General features: G+C 28.4%; 14 protein-coding genes and 3 pseudogenes. 14 read left to right on the top strand and 3 right to left on the bottom strand.

Translation table 11 applies throughout. The features are described 5' to 3' along the window. Positions 1-30 precede the first annotated feature (30 nt). A complete protein-coding gene (tyrS, locus tag HMPREF2578_RS05935) occupies positions 31-1,293 on the top strand; it encodes a tyrosine--tRNA ligase (RefSeq protein WP_002487995.1) in 1,263 nt (420 codons plus the stop codon). A 66-nt stretch (positions 1,294-1,359) separates the two neighbouring features. On the opposite strand, the gene HMPREF2578_RS05930 is transcribed toward tyrS, so the two are convergent. After that, positions 1,360-2,616 carry a S1C family serine protease gene (locus tag HMPREF2578_RS05930; RefSeq protein WP_019835460.1) on the bottom strand — a complete coding sequence of 419 codons (1,257 nt, stop codon included), beginning with the start codon at positions 2,614-2,616 and terminating at the stop codon, positions 1,360-1,362. Between the two features lie 167 nt (positions 2,617-2,783). On the opposite strand from HMPREF2578_RS05930, the gene HMPREF2578_RS05925 reads away from it, so the two are divergent. From HMPREF2578_RS05925 to HMPREF2578_RS05865, 13 genes and pseudogenes are all read left to right on the top strand, one after another. Beyond that, positions 2,784-3,401, top strand: coding sequence for a lysophospholipid acyltransferase family protein (locus HMPREF2578_RS05925; protein WP_017176102.1), 618 nt, complete (start codon positions 2,784-2,786; stop codon positions 3,399-3,401). Positions 3,402-3,869: 468 nt separating this feature from the next. Then, positions 3,870-4,061: pseudogene (locus tag HMPREF2578_RS05920) on the top strand (PTS glucose transporter subunit IIBC); the annotation flags it as partial. A 309-nt stretch (positions 4,062-4,370) separates the two neighbouring features. Then, the gene (locus tag HMPREF2578_RS05915; RefSeq protein WP_070508300.1) at positions 4,371-5,060 is read left to right on the top strand and encodes an LPXTG cell wall anchor domain-containing protein; all 690 of its coding nucleotides are present in this window, start codon (positions 4,371-4,373) and stop codon (positions 5,058-5,060) included. A gap of 215 nt (positions 5,061-5,275) precedes the next feature. Beyond that, on the top strand, positions 5,276-5,896 hold the full coding sequence (locus HMPREF2578_RS05910) for a hypothetical protein (protein ID WP_083294935.1): 621 nt from the start codon (positions 5,276-5,278) through the stop codon (positions 5,894-5,896). Between the two features lie 91 nt (positions 5,897-5,987). After that, positions 5,988-7,262: an SAP domain-containing protein gene (locus HMPREF2578_RS05905; RefSeq protein WP_070508298.1), complete on the top strand. Its 1,275-nt coding sequence runs from the start codon at positions 5,988-5,990 to the stop codon at positions 7,260-7,262. Positions 7,263-7,806: 544 nt separating this feature from the next. After that, positions 7,807-8,031 (top strand): AbrB/MazE/SpoVT family DNA-binding domain-containing protein, encoded by a 225-nt coding sequence (locus tag HMPREF2578_RS05900; protein WP_083294934.1) that lies wholly within the window; start codon positions 7,807-7,809, stop codon positions 8,029-8,031. Between the two features lie 1,215 nt (positions 8,032-9,246). Then, a complete protein-coding gene (locus tag HMPREF2578_RS05895) occupies positions 9,247-10,050 on the top strand; it encodes a hypothetical protein (protein WP_070508296.1) in 804 nt (267 codons plus the stop codon). A gap of 782 nt (positions 10,051-10,832) precedes the next feature. After that, positions 10,833-11,090 carry a hypothetical protein gene (locus HMPREF2578_RS05890; RefSeq protein ID WP_070508295.1) on the top strand — a complete coding sequence of 86 codons (258 nt, stop codon included), beginning with the start codon at positions 10,833-10,835 and terminating at the stop codon, positions 11,088-11,090. A 1,537-nt stretch (positions 11,091-12,627) separates the two neighbouring features. Then, positions 12,628-13,593, top strand: coding sequence for a hypothetical protein (locus tag HMPREF2578_RS05885; RefSeq protein WP_070508294.1), 966 nt, complete (start codon positions 12,628-12,630; stop codon positions 13,591-13,593). A gap of 309 nt (positions 13,594-13,902) precedes the next feature. Continuing rightward, on the top strand, positions 13,903-14,469 hold the full coding sequence (locus HMPREF2578_RS05880; RefSeq protein WP_070508293.1) for a hypothetical protein: 567 nt from the start codon (positions 13,903-13,905) through the stop codon (positions 14,467-14,469). 4 nt (positions 14,470-14,473) lie between these two features. After that, positions 14,474-16,003, top strand: a complete 1,530-nt coding sequence (locus HMPREF2578_RS05875; RefSeq protein WP_070508292.1) for a recombinase family protein — start codon at positions 14,474-14,476, stop codon at positions 16,001-16,003. 26 nt (positions 16,004-16,029) lie between these two features. Next, positions 16,030-17,352 (top strand): annotated as a pseudogene (gene nagE, locus HMPREF2578_RS05870) (N-acetylglucosamine-specific PTS transporter subunit IIBC); the annotation flags it as partial. A gap of 195 nt (positions 17,353-17,547) precedes the next feature. Continuing rightward, positions 17,548-18,675: an HAD family hydrolase gene (locus tag HMPREF2578_RS05865; protein ID WP_017176104.1), complete on the top strand. Its 1,128-nt coding sequence runs from the start codon at positions 17,548-17,550 to the stop codon at positions 18,673-18,675. Positions 18,676-18,722: 47 nt separating this feature from the next. Here the strand turns inward: HMPREF2578_RS05865 and serA are convergent, their stop codons facing one another. Both serA and HMPREF2578_RS05855 read right to left on the bottom strand, forming a co-directional pair. Further along, the gene (gene serA, locus HMPREF2578_RS05860; protein ID WP_017176105.1) at positions 18,723-20,318 is read right to left on the bottom strand and encodes a phosphoglycerate dehydrogenase; all 1,596 of its coding nucleotides are present in this window, start codon (positions 20,316-20,318) and stop codon (positions 18,723-18,725) included. After that, positions 20,308-20,646 (bottom strand): annotated as a pseudogene (locus HMPREF2578_RS05855) (alanine--glyoxylate aminotransferase family protein); the annotation flags it as partial. The pseudogene HMPREF2578_RS05855 and the gene serA, both read right to left, overlap by 11 nt.

Raw genomic sequence — 20,646 nt, 5'->3', positions numbered from 1 at the left:
TAAAAATAAATTTTATAGGAGGATATAACTATGTCAAATGCATTACTAGAAGAATTACAATGGAGAGGTTTAATTTATCAACAAACTGATGAACAAGGTATTGAAGATTTATTAAATAAAGAACAAGTAACGTTGTATTGTGGTGCAGATCCAACTGCTGATAGTTTACATATTGGTCATCTTTTACCATTTATGACATTACGTCGATTCCAAGAACATGGTCATCGTCCAATAGTACTTATTGGTGGAGGCACTGGTATGATTGGAGACCCATCTGGTAAATCTGAAGAACGTGTATTACAAACTGAAGATCAAGTAGCAAAAAATGTTGAAGGCTTAAGCGCTCAAATGCATAAACTATTTGAATTTGGCACAGATAAAGGAGCCGTACTCGTTAATAATAGAGACTGGTTAAGTCAAATTTCACTAATAAGTTTCCTACGTGATTATGGTAAACATGTAGGTGTCAATTATATGCTAGGTAAAGATTCAATTCAATCACGATTAGAAAATGGAATTTCATATACAGAATTTACCTATACTATTTTACAAGCAATTGACTTTGGCCACTTAAATCGTGAACTTAATTGTAAAATTCAAGTTGGTGGTTCTGATCAATGGGGTAATATTACAAGTGGTATTGAGTTAATGCGACGTATGTATGGTCAAACAGAAGCTTATGGTTTAACTATTCCATTAGTGACAAAGTCTGATGGTAAAAAGTTTGGGAAATCAGAATCTGGAGCTGTTTGGTTAGATGCTGAAAAAACAACACCGTATGAATTTTATCAATTCTGGATTAATCAATCGGATGAAGATGTTATTAAATTCTTAAAATACTTTACATTCTTAAGTAAAGAAGATATTAATCGCCTTGAACAATCTAGAGATGAAGCACCACATTTACGAGAAGCTCAAAAAGCACTTGCTGAAAATGTAACAGAATTTATTCATGGTAAAGAAGCACTTGATGATGCAATTAGAATTTCAGAAGCATTATTTAAAGGTGATTTAAAATCTTTATCAATTAAAGATATCAAAGCAGGGTTTAAAGAAGTACCTCAAGTTGAAGTTTCTAAAGCAACAACTAACATTATTGATGTTTTAATTGAATCTGGAATTGCTTCCTCAAAACGACAAGCAAGAGAAGATGTAAACAATGGAGCAATTTATATTAATGGTGAAAGAGAACAGTCTGTTGATTACAACTTAACTGATGAAGATAAATTTGATAATGAATTTACAATTATTCGCCGTGGTAAGAAAAAATACTTCATGGTAAATTATAAATAATCTTATCTGAGAAGAATATATTGAAAACGAGGTTAATCCATTATTTTGGATTAACCTCGTTATTTATTATCGAATAAATTGACTATTATTATCTTCAGAATTATATGATTGCGAAGATATTGATTTTTGATTTTTAAGAGTGACTGATACGTCTTTAGTTTTACCATCACGTATAACAGTCAACTTCACGGTTTCACCTGGCTTTTTATTTTGATATAAGTACGTTCTTAGATCGGTATCATCATCTACTTTTTTACTATCTACTTTAGTAATGATATCGCCAACTTTTAATTCACTAGAGTGGCTAACTTTTGCTACATACACACCAGTATCACGATCAGTTTTTAATTCTTTTTTATAAGAATCTGGAATATCACTTAAGTTAAGTAACCCTATTCCAATTGAAGGACGTTCTACTTTACCATGTTTAACGAGTTGTTCAATTGTAACTCTTACTTCATTACTTGGGATTGCAAAACCAATACCTTCAACTTGGTCAGCAGCAATTTTCATTGAATTAATACCTACTAAATTACCATTAACATCTACTAATGCACCTCCAGAGTTACCAGGATTAATTGCTGCATCTGTTTGTAGCACATTCACTTTAGTTCCACCAGAAGTGGTATTAGATTCAATTGTACGTTCATTTGCAGAAATAATACCTGATGTTACTGAGTTAGCAAATTCTAAGCCAAGTGGGTTACCCATTGCGAAAACACTATCGCCAGTTTGAACTTTAGAAGAATTTGCGAATTTCATTGCTTTAATTCCTTTTTGAGAATCAATTTTTAAAACTGCAATATCTGAAACTGCATCTGTACCTACAAGCTTTGCTTCTACTTGTTTACCATTATGTAATTGTACTTTAATTTGTGATGCACCATCAATAACATGATTATTAGTGACGATGTAAGAAGAATTGTTGTTAATTTGATAAATAACACCAGAACCGATACCAGCTTCTTGTGCTTTAGTTGATTTACCTTGTAATAAATCGTCAAAACTTGTTACCTTTTGCATATTGATGACACCTACAATAGCAGGAGAGACATCTTTGATCATGGCATTAACCGATTTATATTTATCACTTTTACCGTCTAACACATTGCCACCTTTATCATTTGTAGCCTGTTGGACTTGAGATCCACCACTATTTGAATCATCTCCATTCATAAGTCGATTAACTCCTAAAACAATTAATGCTCCTATGATACCAGCGATTAGAGCAATAATAATAATTCTAAACCATGGAAATTTCGGTTTAGGTGGACGTGAATGTTGATAATCACTGGATTGAAAATATTGATTATATTCTGTCATATGAAACCTCCGTATTTATTTTAACCATTATCTCAATTATGAAGAAAATATTTAAATATTTCTAGTAAATAGCTATCAGACTTAAGATGTATCTTTTAAAATCTTGTTCACGTGATAAGTTAATGATAAAATCGACTAAGTGTAGAAACTTAGAAGTAGGTGACAAAATGTATAAATTTATTAGTAAATTTTTAGAATTAATAATCGTAAAAATGGCACGTTCATTACATATTGTAGGTAAAGAGAACATTCCTAAAGATAGTAAATATGTTGTGACTTGTACCCATGAAAGTTATAATGAAGTAATTTTATTAGGATTAGCTTTAATTCCAAATGAAATTCATTATATGGCTAAAAAAGAATTATTTAGTAATAAATGGGGTGGCAAATTTTTAAGATCTTTAAATGCTTTTCCAGTAGATCGAGAAAATCCGGGACCTAGTACGTTAAAGCAACCTGTTAAATTATTGAAAGATCATAAAACAGTAGGTATCTTCCCAACAGGTCATAGAACTTCAGTTGAAGGCGCGCCTTTAAAACGTGGAGCTGCAACGATTGCTATGCTAGGTAAAGCACCAATCTTACCAGCTGCTTATGTTGGACCAACGAAGTTACATGGTTTAGTCACTGGTCAAGCGATGATTAAATTTGGTAAACCTATTTATCAGTCTGACATACCTAAAGATTTAAAGCGTAACGAAAAAATTGATTTTCTAACTAAAGAAATAGAAAGACGTACAGCACAGTTACAACATGAACTTCATCTTATTCAAGCACGTCTTTAATAGATATTGATAGCATTATTCATCAGAAGATTTTCTAAATAGAGAATCTTCTTTTTTTATAAATAATTGATAAATGGATGATAGGAGTACCATGAGTGAAAATGACAAGTTTTAAGAAATCTATTTTCCGTTAGTACCATATATTATCTAATGTATTGTTCTTGTTATTTTGACTTTAATCATTTTTATTTAGTCAATGTGGAAAGATTATTTAATAAAAAAAGGATTTGAAGTAAAATACCAGTTAATTATCTCAATCAATAATAAAAATCACTTATAATATCTTATTAAATATATATATATACGTTTTAATCTTTATTGGTTAGAGCGTATCTTTTTTATATTGTCATCACATTGTCTATTTATATAAAATAAACATATAGCGTAACCGCTTACAAATATGGTAGATTATATATTGGACTAAATACATAAAAAATATAATTTTTAATAAATAAAGGAGGATAAAAGATGTTTAAATTCTTTCAAAATCTCGGAAGATCGTTAATGCTCCCTGTAGCTGTTTTACCAGCAGGAGCAATCATAACCGGGATAGGTAACTTACTAAACGCACTTCATGTTCTTCCCACAGTAGCCATGTTCTTTTCAATTGTAGGAACAGCTATTTTAGGACAATTAGGATTAATTTTTGCTATCGGGTTGCTAACAATTTAGGTATGGTCAAGTTACAAAAGTGTCAAGAAGCTGTTCTATCCCCGTCATTACAAGGTTTATTGTATGATTTCTAACTTTTGATATTTTTGAAAGAATTTAAACATTTAGCTCTTTAATCATAAATATGGTTAAGGAGCTTATTTTTATAATTAATATTCTATAAAATTAAAATTTTCAAAAAACTACTAGACTAAGATATTTCTAATTGTTAAAATACTAGTATGCACAACAATGTTTTATACCATTTAAGTGTGACTTTCGATTAATTAAAAAATTAAAAAGTGGGGAGAATTAATAATGAAGAAATCTAAAGTTTTAGCAACAACTACATTAGCGGGAGCATTATTATTTACAGGTGTAGGTGCTACACACAATGCACATGCTGCTGAAGGTCTAAGTGATACTCAAAAACAAAATATAGTTAACCAATACATCCAAGATAATAACATAAATGCTACTCCAGACTCTAGAGTAGCCAGTGGCCTTACTTTAGGTAATGTACCAGAAGGCTATACACCAGTTGGTTTCGCTGAAAAACATGCTCAAGCACCATCATTTGTATATGTTAATGATAAAACAGGTGAAATTATAGACAGAGGTGCTGGTCATCATGAATTAATTTCTCAAGATAATCAAAATAATAACGAAACTTCTCAAAACACAGTGAATAAAGCTGATAATACTACAACTCAAGATACACAAGCAAATAATAACACTCAATCAACAGACAATACTCAAGCAGCAACAAATAATGAAACAACAAACAACGAAGCTACAAATAACAACACTACTGCTGCAACTGATAATAACGTTTCTACTCCAGAAAACAATACACAATCAACTCAATCAAATGAAGCTCAATCAACAGCTCAAGCATTGCCAGAAACAGGCGGCCAATCTAACTCTGGCTTAGTTACTATTGTAGCTTCAGTATTATTAGCAGCTGGTTCATTATTAGCATTCAGACGTACTTCTAATTCTAAATAATTTTATAATTATCATATCCATAAAATCTAAACTCCAAAATAACTCTTTGATTTCTTAATCAAGGGGTTATTTTCTAGTTATTGCTAAAATTTAAAATTATAATAAGAAAGACTACAATATAAATATAAGAATGTATATAATATATATACAAAGATAATATTTTAAAGTATATTGATTAATACTTAATAAAATTTATAATATATGTGAGGAGAAATATGAAAAGGCTTAAAAATATTCAATTATACAGATTTCCTAGAAGGTTAGATACAAGTTCTTACTTCAAATTTTTGATTTCAATATTTAAAGAGGTTCCAACTTGGTATTGGGTTTATTCAGTTATTATTTCTATTGTTTTTTCAGTATTGAGTAAGGACGCTTCTTACTTTAAAACATGGATACAATATCCTCAAGATAACATTTGGTTAAACCTTTATACATTTCTGGCAATTATATTATTACCTGTTCCATTAGTATATATAAGATTTGTGAAATCATTTAGTTTTACAAGTTTTTACATAGGTCTTGTTAAAAATGAACGTGATAGTGCTGAAAGAAAAAATGATAGATTTAAAAGGAATAGAGACAAAGTTTATAGCACTGACGAGTTTGAATTTACACGAGACTCCTTAAGTGGTAGGTTAAGAATGAAAAATATTTCAGCAGAAAAAAGGCAAAAAATGAGAGCTTCAGATTTAAGTGGTTTTATACTAATCTTTTATCCAATCTTTTACTGTTTCTTTTTAATGGTATATATGTTGATTATGTATCATATTATTATTCCAGTTGCTTTATTAGTAGCTTTACATATTTTATATAAATATAATAAATATAAATAATTTAGAATTATTAAAATGAAACTCTCTAGTATATAATTATTAGAGAGTTTTAAATATATAAAATTAAAAATTAATGTATAAGAGGTAACTCATGGATAGTTATAAAAACGATTATGAAATTTTTAAAAGAGAAGATAGTAATAATTTAAGGTTTATGTGTAAATGTTTGTTTACAATAAGCAATAGAAAATTTAATGGTTCATTATTTATAACTGATAAGTTTCTATATTTAGTAAGGGCTAAATCAAATGATAAATTTAAAATTCCTTTAAAAGACTTAACTCAAGTAAATTTGATAGATACGTTCTTTAAAAATCAAGTTCAGTTTATGTGTGGTGAAAGTTATAAAAGAACAATTTATTTATTAAGTAAAAAAGAATTGAAAATAGTTTATGATATTTTAAATAACGAACTTAATAATAAAGGTAAATTTCCGAATAAAGAAATAGATTTTACTGATATTAGTGATTATAAAACACCTATAAATAGAGAATTAATAATTCCAGATGTAATAGTTTTATGGTGGTATAGTGTTGTCAAAAACCCAGAAGATATTCCAGCATATTTTGAATATAGATATGAAATCAATTTTAATGAAAGAAAACAGTTATTAATTGATAAAGGTTACTTAAGCAAACCCGATCCAATCACATACATACATCAACTTAAAAATAATGATTTAAAAAGTATTCTTAGAGAAAATAATTTAAAAGTAAGTGGTAATAAAAAAGATTTAATTAGTAGAATACAAAATGAGCTTTCTAATGAACAACTTTCCGAATTACCTAATAATAAATTCCTAATGCCAACAGAAGATGGATATGAGATATTGAGAAAGTATTCTTATATAGTTTATGGACATAAGCATTTTGATGATTATATTACTCCTTTTACAATGTATGATAAATATAATGAATTACACTCTTTAACTAATTCATGGTATTTACCGGGAGATATAGCTTGGACAATTTATAACGAAATCGAACTTAATGAACAAATGAAAATATTAAATAACAAATCTAATAATTATGGAACGTTAAGAAATATTAACATGAAACAAGCCTTTCAATTAAAACGTGAAAATCATAATAAAGACGCATTAGTTAATCTACTTAATGTTGTAATAATAGATTTTTGTGAAGTTCAGCACAGAATAATTGTAAAAAATTTATATAAAGAAATTGTTAAATTAAGAAACGATTTGAAATTAAATTCAGACGAATTTGGGGAATTAGTAGATAAAGCCACAAATTATGTTAGTCGATATTTAGAATTAAATGATATATATGATTTTTATGAAATACTTACAGCTTACTTAGAGGATGATCAAGAAACTATAAGTAAGTATGAAGAAGATATTAAGTAGTTATAAAACTAATAAAATATTTATATTACTAATTTAACAATTTAGCATTAGAACTAAATTGTTTCTTTTTTATTAAAAATATCTATTCTTGTATAGCACTATTCTTTTTACTTTAGTGATGTTTTATTATTAGTAACGGTTGATAACAAATAAGGTATGGTCGATTCCCAAAAGTGTCAAGAAGTCATTCTATCCTTGTCATTACAAAAATTATTATATTTTTTCTGATTTTCTATATATTTAATAGATGATAATTAAATGCAAAAGGATTTACTAATTGATAAATTGAAAATATTTTAACGTTAGTACAAATAACGCACCACGTAATATTAACTAAAAAGTTGTACTCGAGTGTGTTTCTAGAAAACTTGCTCAAGTACTTTCATTTATTTTCAAAATTATAAAACTGATGAATTTACTGATATAGATAAATTGTACAAATACATCTCGATAAAATCAAAATATTGTAGTTTAGAAATAATAAAAGTTATTATATTTTTAAAATATATATCTTAATAACTCTAAAAATAGTGAGGTCTTTATAATGATAATAAGAAAATTAAAAAAAGTTGGAAATAGTTTAGTAGTGTCACTTCCATTTCAGGTAGTAGAAATACTTGAAATAAAAGATGGTGAAAATATTCAATTTATTACTAAAGATGGTGAAGTAGCACTTCAAAAAGAAAATAACGATAAAGATTTTTTAAAACTTTTAGATAAACACTTTTGTGAATATGATGAAGCACTAAGAAAGTTATCTGAATTGTAGTATATTTTTAGTTTCTTATATGATTTATAGTTTTAACCACAATAATCTTTTAAATAATTTTAAATGAGCAGTAAAATTATTTGTTAAGCGTTTAATATTTTATATAAATCTATAAAATGAAAAAAATTGTTAATAAAAGTTAAAGACTTAATAACATTTTTAGGACATTTATATATATCTCCTATAAGTAAGACTATATATAATAATAATCTGTTAAGAGAATATACTTATAAAAGGGGGATAAAAATATCCTTAAAATCTATAAATTTTACTGTACAAAAACATATTTAAAGCTCAAGTATATCAAGGGTTCTACACAACTTTTTTATGATCATTTTTAGTGATAAGAAGATTGAGAATTACGATAATAAATTAAATCAAATTTACTCAGAAAACTTGATTTAATAGCCTTTATAAGTGATTGATATGATTAATAATAACAATTTGGGTACAAAAACATATATCTCCTATAAGTAAGACTATATATATTATTATTAACTGTTAAGAGAATATACTTCTAAGAGATAAAAGAAAATATCCTTAAAATCTCAAAAAATTACTGTACACAAAACCATTTGGAAGTCAGTCGTATCAAGGGATGTACATAACTTTTTTAGTGCATTTTTAACAATTACAAGTTGGTTGCTTAACTTCTCAAGCATAGCTTTCGCAGTTATAGCACCCTTCATGAATTGCAGTCGTTACACGACTTTATTCATGGCTAATGTGACTCGTTTGGAAATAAAATATAACACAATCATTTTTAAAGGGATTTAGAGAGCCATACAGAGCATTTATAAGTTTTAGGATAAATAATACCAAAAAGATATTTCTTGAGCAATTAGGGGTATCTATGTGGATCTCAGAGGTATGTATGAGTTGAAATTGAATTGTTGGATGAAAAGTGAGTTTATATTCTAAAATATTGATCATGAAATTTTGATAAATTAGGTAAATGTATTTTAAGGTGTCTCAGAAGTCCATAGAGAGACGATAAGTTATTTTGGATAAAATAATACCAAATGAGATTTAAAGTCTCTTAAATGAGCTCTCAGATATCTTAAAATGCATTCTAAGTTGTTTAGAAAATAAATTATAAAAACTAATAATAATTATTAGTGAAATTATTAAAGTATTACAAAAAAAATAATATGTATTGCTCAATTATGTTGTGCTAAGATAGACTCATACATATTTATGAGGTGAATTAAGAAAATGAAAAAAGTATTAGGAGTGGCTCTAGGAGCTGGAATATTATTAGCTGCATGTGGATCAGATGGAAGTCCAGCTGCAAATCAAAAAGAGGTTAAATTTGGGGAAATTATGAATAAAGGTAAGCAAGTATCTTTTATTGTGAATAATGAAGATGATTTGGATAAACCGAGTGATGATAATAAAATTATAAAATATATTGTTTCAAAAAATGGTAAATATACTGCATATCAAAGTGATAGAACTACAAGGTTTGGTGAAGTAAAAGATAAATCTTTTGACGAAATAGTCAAAATGGCTAAGGATCAAGATAAACAATTTTTTGATAAAGAAAAAAACAATGAGATTTATGATTTAGAGAGATTTCGTGACAATTTTTTAGAGGAATTTTCCGGTGCAAAAGTAGAGCGTAAAATCAAAAGAGTAAATGAAAACGTGAAAGAACTAAAAAAAGAAAAATATAAAGAACCAGACACTAAAGATTTAAAAATCGAAGTGGAAACAGGAGATAACAATAAGGAGCCTAAGTTAGAACGCTTTTACATGGGAGCTAGATATTTTAAAGATGACTTCGATAAAAGTGACATAGGAAAAGTTAAATATATGAATACAGCAGATGAATTAAAAAATTTAAATAATACTTTTACTGATGGAGCATATACTATGAGCGAGGGAGATAACACATTTGCTTATCTAAAAAATTTAGATGATAATGATAATTTCTTAGTTACTAAAGTTGGAGAGAAAGCTGAGAAAAGTGTATTGGATGAACCTAATAGCAAATATGTTAAGAAAGTAAAAGAATAATAAAGAATAATACATGACTATTTAGATTTCTTTTTGAAATTTAAGTAGTCTTTTTTATTTATAAAAAATAAATTTGTATGAGTAAAAGTTGGATCAATACTAGTAACACTAAGTCGATTGATGAAATGGATAAATTTGAAATTTAGTAGATAGATTACAATGTTTTGTGATTATTAGTTTGGTGCATATAGGCTTGATTAATTATTAACGACTATAAGAATACAATTATTAAAATTTTACTTTTATAAATAAGAATTAATTTTCAGATTGGTTAATGTAATGCTAAAAGAAATTTCAGCATAGTTAGTGATCAGTAAAAGTATGTGAAAATGATTAAAAGTTAGATGAGTGAATAAGATTGGTGATATAAGTGTTGACTGATAGATATTGATACAATGCTATTTAGGAAATAATCAAAGAAAAAATTTCGTCATTTTAATGATTGTGGTTTTAGGTGTCTAATAAAGTGGTCAATTTTCAAAAATCAAAGTTAAAATTTTAGTCGTAGTTTTGGAAAAATGGATGAAAATAAAATGAGATGAAATTGCTATGAAGTGATTAAAATTTTAATTAAATCATTTAATTTTTGGATCGAATGAAGTGGAAATTAGACTGAATTTACAAGTGGGAAATATTGATTTAGTGAGATTGGTGAGTTAAATAAAGTGGTGAAAATTAGGTGGTTAGATGGAAATTGAGTTGGAATAGTTAGGGATATTGATGAGGTGATTAGGTGATGAAATTTGAGTGAGATGCGAATGGATGAGATGAGTGAAATTTGATTGATCAGTGATGAGATTGATGTGGGATATTTTGCTGGTGGATATAGTAAAGTGCGTGATTTTGTAACAGTGTCGGCGAAAATTTCACAACAAACCAATTTCAAATCTTCAACATACCCCCCACCTAAAAAGCCAAGTAATTCTAGTGTTAAAAAAGGTAAAATAATATTAGTTATATTACTTTTTAAGCTACACAACGTTATTATTATATGTATTTTCTTTTTACTGCAAAATAACGGAATATATAGAATGATTTAAACAATTTAATGATGATCTACTTAATTATATTTTTATTTGTGCTTTGTACTGAGTGCATAGATAGAAATAAATTTTTTTAAATTTTTTTAAAACGTTTTGAGCGTTCATATATTGTTAAGAGATACCAAAATCAACACACGCCAACATGTTCACATTATCCCCAAATTATCCACGCTCTCACACATTCCAACCATTCACACGCAGCCACAACAAAACCGCACACAACACCACACAAAAATATAAATAACTAATCACATGAATATAAACAAACACATCAGCAAACTAACAGTCTATACACTCACACGCTCAAAAAATCAAAAATACCAACACAAGCAAATTAAACAAAAACAAAATAAAGAAACAATAAAACGAACAAAGAAATAAATTAATAAACTTGATAATATCAACATTAATAAATTAGTATATATTTAATTATTGCACACACTCATATACTAATTATAAACTTATATATTGGTGTGTATGAGTATATTGTTTATGTTGTGATGTCATTATTTATATACATTTTATACATATATTTCCCTACATATGTACATATAATGTTTACTTGATAATTTATTATAAAAAAACTGAAACTGATAAACTTGAATTTAATACAGTTAGAGTGATTTCAGTTAAATACTTTGAAAAAAAGGTACTAAGGCTAAGTAAGTTGAAGTATATTTTATTGACTAGATATAAAGTGTTGAATTTGCTCAATTCGATGAAGAATTCACATTTACAATGGCGAAGATGAAGTAGAATTAGTCTAATCAATTATCTTACAAGGCTTAATTATTTATAAATTCATCGTTGAATAAGTAAACGTTCATCAATTGATATCGGTTAAGCAATTGTTAATAATATACATGAAGTAGAATGTAGATTATTAGTAGAGGGTATTATTTCAATCGAATACGAAGACAATCGAAAATAAATCACTTAAGTAGAAATGAAAGAATCAAAAAAGGTATGAAGATGAGAAAGCAGAATTAAAAAGGTATAGTAACAAGCAAATCTAAGAATGATGTTAAACGTAAATTGAGCTTGAAGATGATTTATCGTTTTAGTCATTGAATAAAATTCAAATTTTATTAAGAAAGAATACACATAATTTAAAAATGTAAAGAGTAATACCTCCTAGCAAAACTAACAAAAATCTTCTTAGTTAGGAAATGAGGTACAAGATTTTTGTAGTATACTAGAAACATATTAAATTAAATATTAATGAAATTGATTGTGTTAAGTTTTTCCTCAAAAAAGAACAAAAAATGAGATTGTTACTTCACCAGATATTATGTACTTAAATTTAATTTGTATAGCGAGTGTAAACTATTCAAAGGGATGAATACTCCTCAATTAATGATTGAAGAATACTCAATTAGTGACGCAAAGGATTATGTTGAGAATTATTTATGTGAAGATGAGTTACCATTTTAATAATTTAACTTTTTGAATAAAGTTGCCTCCAAATATTGATTTATATTTTATATATTGTTTAATATAAAATAATATTGTAAATATTTTTTTGGAGGCAATTATGAAAAAATTAGCGATTGGGGTACTAAGTTCAGCTTTAATTTTAGGAGCATGTTCAAATCATTCAGATAACAATGATAGCAACAATAAATCAACTAGTGAAAATAGCTCTACAAATGAAAATCAGTCAAAGAATAAATCGAATAATAACACATCCAAATCATCGGAAAGCAAAAAAGAGTATAAAGAAGTACCTATGAGCGATGTGTTTAACGATGGAAAAGATCATTTAGTTTATAAATTTAAATTACAATTTAGTGCAAAAGATTATAATGAAATTGAAAAATTTCAGAAAGATCCAAAAGAAGCATTTAATGAAGATTTTGAGTTAAAGGGAGTATACAGTGTAAAAGATAATAAAGGTTTTGAATATGTTTTTGATCCGGCTTATCCAGATAGAGTACCTAATGATATAACATTAGACAAGTTATCAAAGAATTCTTTAGAAGAAAATAAAAATAAGTTCCATAAATTACAGGAAATTAATCTAAAAGAATATAATGACAGTTATGAAGATATGCAGCCACTACAACTTCACAATGAGTCAAAAGAAATTGAAAAGCAATTCTATACTAAAAATAATAAGATAATTTCTGAAAATTTTAATATCGTTAAGTTTTACCCTCGAGATGATGGTGACGTTTGGGATGATAATATTAAAAAAGTCTGGAAGCCATTAGAAGATAATGTTATGTTTGCAAACTATGTTTTTCCTAATAATAAAATGGTGTCGGTTGAACCTTTTAATTTTAATGGAAAAACATATTCTGGTATAGCCACTCCACAACTAGATGGAAACACTAATGAAATTATAGGATATAATCAACTAATAATTACTGAAGTACCTAAAGATACTAAATTAGTCATGGATAAAGATATATCTGAAGGTAAAGAAGAGAAATATGAAGATACTGATGAAGCAAAAAGAAAACAAAAACAAGAAGAAAAGGAATTCGATAATTTATAAGTTTAAAGAGTGGGGAAACCACTCTTTTTTTATATAAAATATAAATTATATATTAATTGTAATATATACTTAATGGTAGAGTGAGAATTTTTGAATATTGGATAGTATTCTTTAAGCAAATTTATACATATATCGAGTAGAAACACCTAGTTGTATAGACGAAAATAAAATAATTACTTTGAAGTTAATTATTTTTTTATACTTATATAATATGTTGAATAAGGAATTTAATAATTAAACTATAATCATAAAAGTAAGTAATATTATATATTTATATTATGAAAAATTAAAACGAATGAGTGATATCATATGGCAACTAATTATAAGAAGCCTAATCTATGGACAGAAGAAGAAATAGATTTACTAAAAAAATTAAACAGTAAAAATATGTCCATAAGAGATATGGCAGATTTTTTTGATAATAAAACTTTAAAGCAAGTAGATTACAAATACAGATATTTATTTACTCAAAAACAACGTAAGAACACTAATAAAAATCGTAAGTGGTCGGATGAAGAGGTGCAAATCTTAAAAGATAATTATTACAAAAGTTATGATGAATTGTTAAAACTTTTACCTAAAAGAAAAAAGGATGGTATTAAGAAGAAACTCGCTCTACTTGGTATTAGTCGTAAGAAGAACGGTATGCATGAAGGTAGAGAGCTAGAAGTAGTAGAGTTACTTAAAACGAATATAGTAGCTGATGTAGTTAAAAAGACAGGCTTATCTAGAAAAGCAGTTAATCAAACTATTAAAAAATATAAAGTTACACCTGTAAAACTAAACCAGTGGTATGCGGTTGATGTTGATATTGAAGAAGAAACAGATATAAGTGTAACTATTCATTTAGAAAAAGACATATACAGGGAGGTATAATTTTATGTCAGTTAAGCCAGCTGAAATAGAAAGTAAAATTAAACGTGTAGCATTATATCTACGATTGTCTAGAGGTGAAGGACTAGATGATTTAAATACACATGAAAAAAGATTAATAAGGAAATGTGGTGAACATAACTGGAGTTACGAAATGTACAAAGAAATTGGTTCTGGCTCAACAATTAAAGATAGACCAGTTATGCAGCAGTTATTAAATGATATTGAAAGAGAACTATTTGACGCTGTGTTGGTTGTAGATTTAGATAGATTATCTAGAGGTAGTGGAGCAGATAATGATAGAATTCTATATTCATTAAAGTCATCTAATACTTTAGTTGTTGTTGAAAACCCTTATCAAATTTTAGACGCAAACAATGAGTCTGATGAAGATATGATCGTCTTCAAAGGTATGATAGCTAGGATGGAATTCAAACAAATTGTTAAGCGTCTTAAAGTTGGTAAGAGAATGAAAAAAGAACAAGGGCTTTGGGTAAGCTCAGCTACTCCATATGGATATAAAGTAGATAAAAAAACTAGAAAACTTACTCCAGATGAAGAAGAAAGTAAAGTAGTTGTTTTAATTAAAGATTTATTTCTCAAGGGTAATTCTTGTACAGATATAGCTTGGGAACTAAATAAACGAAAAGCAGTAACTCGTGGAGCATTAGAATGGAGAACTGAAAGGGTGGCTGCTATCTTACATAATGAAGTTTATGTAGGAACAATTGTTTATAACAAAACCGAAGGATCAAAAAAGAAAGAAGAAAATAAACAATACTCAATAACTAAACCTTTCAGGTACTTACCTAAGGAAGAATGGAGAAGGTTATATAACGCTCATCCACCATTATTTACTCATGAAGAGTTTGAAGAAATTGAAAGAAGGTTTGCAAAAAGTCCTAAATCGAAGAGAAATTCTGAAAAGTCAACAACCTACGCTCTTTCAGGTTTATGTATTACACCAGAAGGAGACACAATGTCTATAAGAAAAAATAAAAGGACAGGCTTGCCGGGAACATTATATCCAAAGACAATAAATAACAGGCCAACAAAGTATAGAGGATGTTCATATGATATGGTTTTTGATGTGGTTAGACAAGTTTTAATACAGACTAAAGATTGTTTGGACAAAGTGCTAACTGAAGAAGAAAAAACAGACCAAATAAATGATTTAAAGAAACGTTTAATCGCAAAAGAAAATGAATTGAGCTTGGTCACTCAATCTAAAAATAAAATTATTGACGGTTTCTTAATAGGACTTTTTGATGAAAATAAATCAATTGAGTTTAATAAAGAAAAAGACGAAGAAATAGATAAACTCGAAAAAGAATTACAAGCTATTAGAAATCAAATAGATAATTTTGAAAAAGTAAATGATAGTATAAGAAAAACTAAAATTGAGAGAGCCTTAGAGAAAATGGAAGATACTTCTTTAGAACGAGAAAAAAATAAATTTCTTAAAACTATAATTAAAGAAATAATTATTGATCGAACCGAAGAAAATGATATGAAGATAAAAGTAAATTTTCTCTAAGGGGATAGAACTTTAAGTGGCTTCTTAGGAATGGCACTATATTTTTCAACAACTATATCTTAGTAGAAGGCAACGGTGTAGCTATTGGTATGGCTAAAAAGAACGATGGGGCGGTTGCTTTGGCAGGTGCGTTAGGATATGCTATGGTAACGAAAGTATTAAATCCAGAAAATGTGGCTACGTTATTTAATATAAAAGAAAAAGCAGTTAACTTAGGCTTTACAAAAATGGATAATTCTAATGTATTTCTTGGTATTATTATCGGGTTAATTGCAGCATATTCTTTTAATAAATTTAGTGAAGTTGAATTACCTATGGCCTTGTCATTTTTTAGTGGTAAACGATTAGTACCTATTATGACTGTATTTTTTAGTACCATATTAGCAGTTATACTATTATTTATTTGGCCTATGGTCTTTTCAGGCATTGTTGCATTTGGAGAATGGTTAGTAGGTTTTGGTTCATTCGGGGCATTTTTATATGGTGTCTTTAATCGATTACTTATTCCTACTGGTTTACATCATGCATTGAATGCAGTATTTTGGTTCGATACAGCAGGAATTAATGATATTGGTAAATTCCAAACAGGTGTAGATGCAGTAAAAGGTATAACAGGACGTTATCAAGCAGGTTTCTTCCCAATTATGATGTTTGGTATACCAGCAGCAGCACTTGCAATGTATCACAGTGCTGAGACAAAGCAACAAAAGCAAGTATGGGGATGGTTTTTAGCAAGTGCTATTTCAGCATTTGTAGTAGGCGTTACAGAGCCAATTGAATTTGCATTTATGTTTGTTGCACCTGTACTTTTTATCATACATGCCTTATTAACAGGACTTTCATTACTTATTGCATCTCTATTTCATTGGACCGCGGGATTCTCATTTAGTGCAGGATTAATTGATTATGTTTTATCGCTAATTAATCCAATCGCTAATCATCCTTTAATGCTATTAGTTCAAGGTATTGTATTCTTTATTTTATATTATGTTATTTTTAGAATTATGATTAAAGTATTGAATTTAAATACAATAGGACGTGGTGATAACTTACTAGCTGATCCGGTAGTAGAAGAAACGACGACTACAGATAAATCAAAAAGTGGAAAATATCATCAACCAGCTACACAAATATTAGAAGGTTTAGGTGGAAAATCTAATATTGATAGTTTAACAAACTGTGCTACACGACTTCGCTTAGAACTAAAAGATAATACGATTATTGATGAACAAAAAATTAGAAATGCTGGAGCTGTTGGGGTGACGAAAAATGGCCACCATTCAACACAAGTAATTATTGGTACACATGTTCAACAGGTAGCAGATGAAATTGAAAAACAGTTGAAATAATTCAATAGAAACAATAAAAGCGACAATATATGTCCAAATCATTTGTTACACTATAGTCCTATTGATAAATATTGTTTATATAAAAGAGCTAATGCTAGATTTTAAGCATTGGCTCTTATTTTTATTACATTGACTTTATATAAATGTTCGTTATGATTATAAGTATCAGAATAGTCAAAAAATGGAGAGATGTCGATGAAATCAATTTTATTTGATGTAGATGGTGTGTTTTTAAGTGAAGAACGTTGCTTTGATGTATCTGCCTTAACAGTAGAAGAACTATTAAAGAGTGATGACTTTTTAGGTTTAGATAGCGCTCAAAATTTTAATTATATGAATGATGAATTAATTGAAGATATAAGAACACGAGTATTTTTAAATGATCAAATTTTAAATCAATTAAAATCTTTAGGCCTTAATTCTAACTGGGATATGCTATTTGTTGTATTTAGTATTCACTTCATCCATCTCTTGAAACAGTTGGATTCAGAAACAATTAGACAAGTGACTCATGTTGAAACGTTTTCAGTTGAGACTCTACGTGAATTACAATCTTATAATGATCAATTTAAAGTTAATTATGCAGTACCGTTAAAATTTATTCAAAATAGTCAAAGTGGTAAAGAGAATATTTATCTTGAATTAGAAGGTTATGCAAAAGATCAATTAAATATTGAAAATGCTAAATTATTTAATTTAAAAAGTCCACTTTGGAATTTAGCTAGAGCAGTATATCAAGAATGGTATTTAGGAACAACTTTATATGAAAAAGTAGAAAAACTTACTCCTTTGTCTATTCCTAAATCTGGTTTTATTTATGAAGAAATGATCTTACGTCCTGTGGAAGAAATTAAAACTTTATTAAATGATATAAAACAAGCAGGTTTTAACATTGCCATTGCAACTGGTAGACCAAGAACAGAAACCATTGTTCCATTTGAATCCTTTGGTCTTAAAACTTTTTTTAATGAAAAGCATATTGTTACAGCGAGTGAAGTATTGAAAGCTGAGTCAGTATTTCCAAAAGAAGGGTCACTAGGTAAACCTAATCCATTTAGTTATATTGCAACTCTTTATGGAAACAATGAGAGAGATTATTTGCACTATATTCAAAATCAAACACATATTGTTAATGAGGATGATGTATTTATTGTTGGTGATTCATTAGCGGATTTATTGTGTGCTAAAACGATTGGGGCAACATTTATAGGTACTTTAACTGGTTTAAGTGGGAAAGGAGCAAAAGAAGAGCTAGAGCAACATGGTGCTGATTATATTGTTAATCATATTTGTGACATTAGACATATTCTACTTAATAAATAATAAAAAGAAGGGAACGCCGAATATTATCGTCGTTCCTTTCTTATTTATTATATTGATAAAGTTGTACCGTAGATTTTATCAAAATCACCAATCTCATATAATTCTTTAATAACTTGTTGAGTAATAGGTTGATCTACTGACAGAATCATCATTGCTTGTCCACCTTCAGAACTTCTTCCTAAAGACATTGAAGCAATATTGATATCATGTTTACCGAGTAGTTGACCTGTTAAACCTACCATTCCTGGTAAGTCTTTATGATAAGAAATAAATTGATAAGCATTAGGTTTAAAATCTACTGAATAATCATTAATTCTTACAATACGTGCACCAAATCCGTCTATTACAGTTGCACCAATTTTCACCTCTTCATGTTCACTTATCAAATTAATTTGAATATAATTGCTGAATGTCCCCTGTGAAGCACGATTTTCAATATGATGAGTGATACCTTGTTCGTTTAATAATGCAATAGCATTAATTAAGTTCACGCGTTCACCTAAATTTTGTTTTAAAATTGACGTTACGATTGATCGAGTAATTAAATCAGCTTCTTTTTTAGCATGTTCTCCGTTAAAAGTCACTTTAATCTCTCTAGGCGCATCATCTAATAATTGAATTGCCAATTCACCTGAAAGCTGGCTAATACGAAGCCATTGTTGTGTCTTCTCATCAATATGGTTTAAGTTTAACTTAGGTGCATTGACTGCGTTTGTAACATTACCATTTTCTAAAATATCAATGATTTCTTCAGCAACTGATACAGCTACTTTTTCTTGTGCTTCAATCGTAGATGCACCTAAATGAGGAGTTACAATAATATTTTTATGATCGAGCAGCGGTGAATCTAGAGGAGGTTCATTTTCAAATACGTCTAATGCTGCTCTAGCAATTTGATGTTGATTTAAGGCATTAAGCAAGTCGTTTTCATTAATAATTCCGCCTCTAGCTACATTAATAATTTGTAACGTTGGTTTAGCTTGATTAAAGAAATGAGCATCGATAATACCTTTTGTTTTAGGTGTTAATGGTGTGTGAACGGTAACAAAATCTGAACGTTGAGCAATTTCATCAATTGTTGCTAGTTCAATTCCAAGTTGCTCTGCTTTTTCTTTAGTCAAAAAAGGGTCATAAGCTAAAACAGTCATACCAAAACTTTTTAATCTTTTTGCTACACCTAAACCAATACGTCCTGCTCCAATGACGCCTAATACTTTTTGATATAATTCAACTCCTTTAAATGCTTTACGATTCCATTCTTTATTCTTTAGTGATGTGTAAGCTTGCGGTATATTTCGTGCCATTGCTAGAATCATAGCAACTGAGTGCTCAGTAGCAGAAATCGTATTTCCATCGGGAGCATTTACAACGAGTATACCATTTAGAGTTGCTGATTTTATATCAATATTATCCACACCTACACCGGCTCTTGCAATAACTTTTAAGTTTGAAGCATGGTTAATAATAGATTCTGTGACTTGAGTTTGACTACGTACGATTAACCCTTGATAGTTAGGAATAATATCGACAAGTTCTTTTTCAGTTAAACCAGACTTAAAATCAACGTTAAAATCAGGATGATGGATTAAACTTTGTAAACCTTTTTCTGAAATTGGATCTGAAACTAAAATATTATGCGTCATGTTGAATTACCTCCGTAAATTTTAGCGTAGCTTTGCCAATATAATTGACTTTACGATAATCTGTAAGAATGATTTCTAAAGCTGAAACAACAGATAAAATATCAAAAGGTGACACTTTTCCCATGTGACCAATTCTCAAAATGGTTCCTTTTAGTTTGCCTTGACCACCAGCAATAGTAATATTAAATCTTGATTTTAGTGTTGATTTAATATATGTTAATTCGTCTTTATCGTGAGGGATAAAAGAAGTAACAGTAGGAGAGGCATATGAGTCTTTAGTAACTAATAAATTTAAATCTAATGCTTTTAAACTTTCTCTTAAACCATC

Origin of the sequence: Staphylococcus sp. HMSC072H03 (genome assembly GCF_001809305.1) — a bacterium.
GTDB classification, from domain to species: Bacteria; Bacillota; Bacilli; order Staphylococcales; family Staphylococcaceae; genus Staphylococcus; species Staphylococcus hominis.
This window is presented reverse-complemented; position numbering and strand designations above follow the sequence as displayed.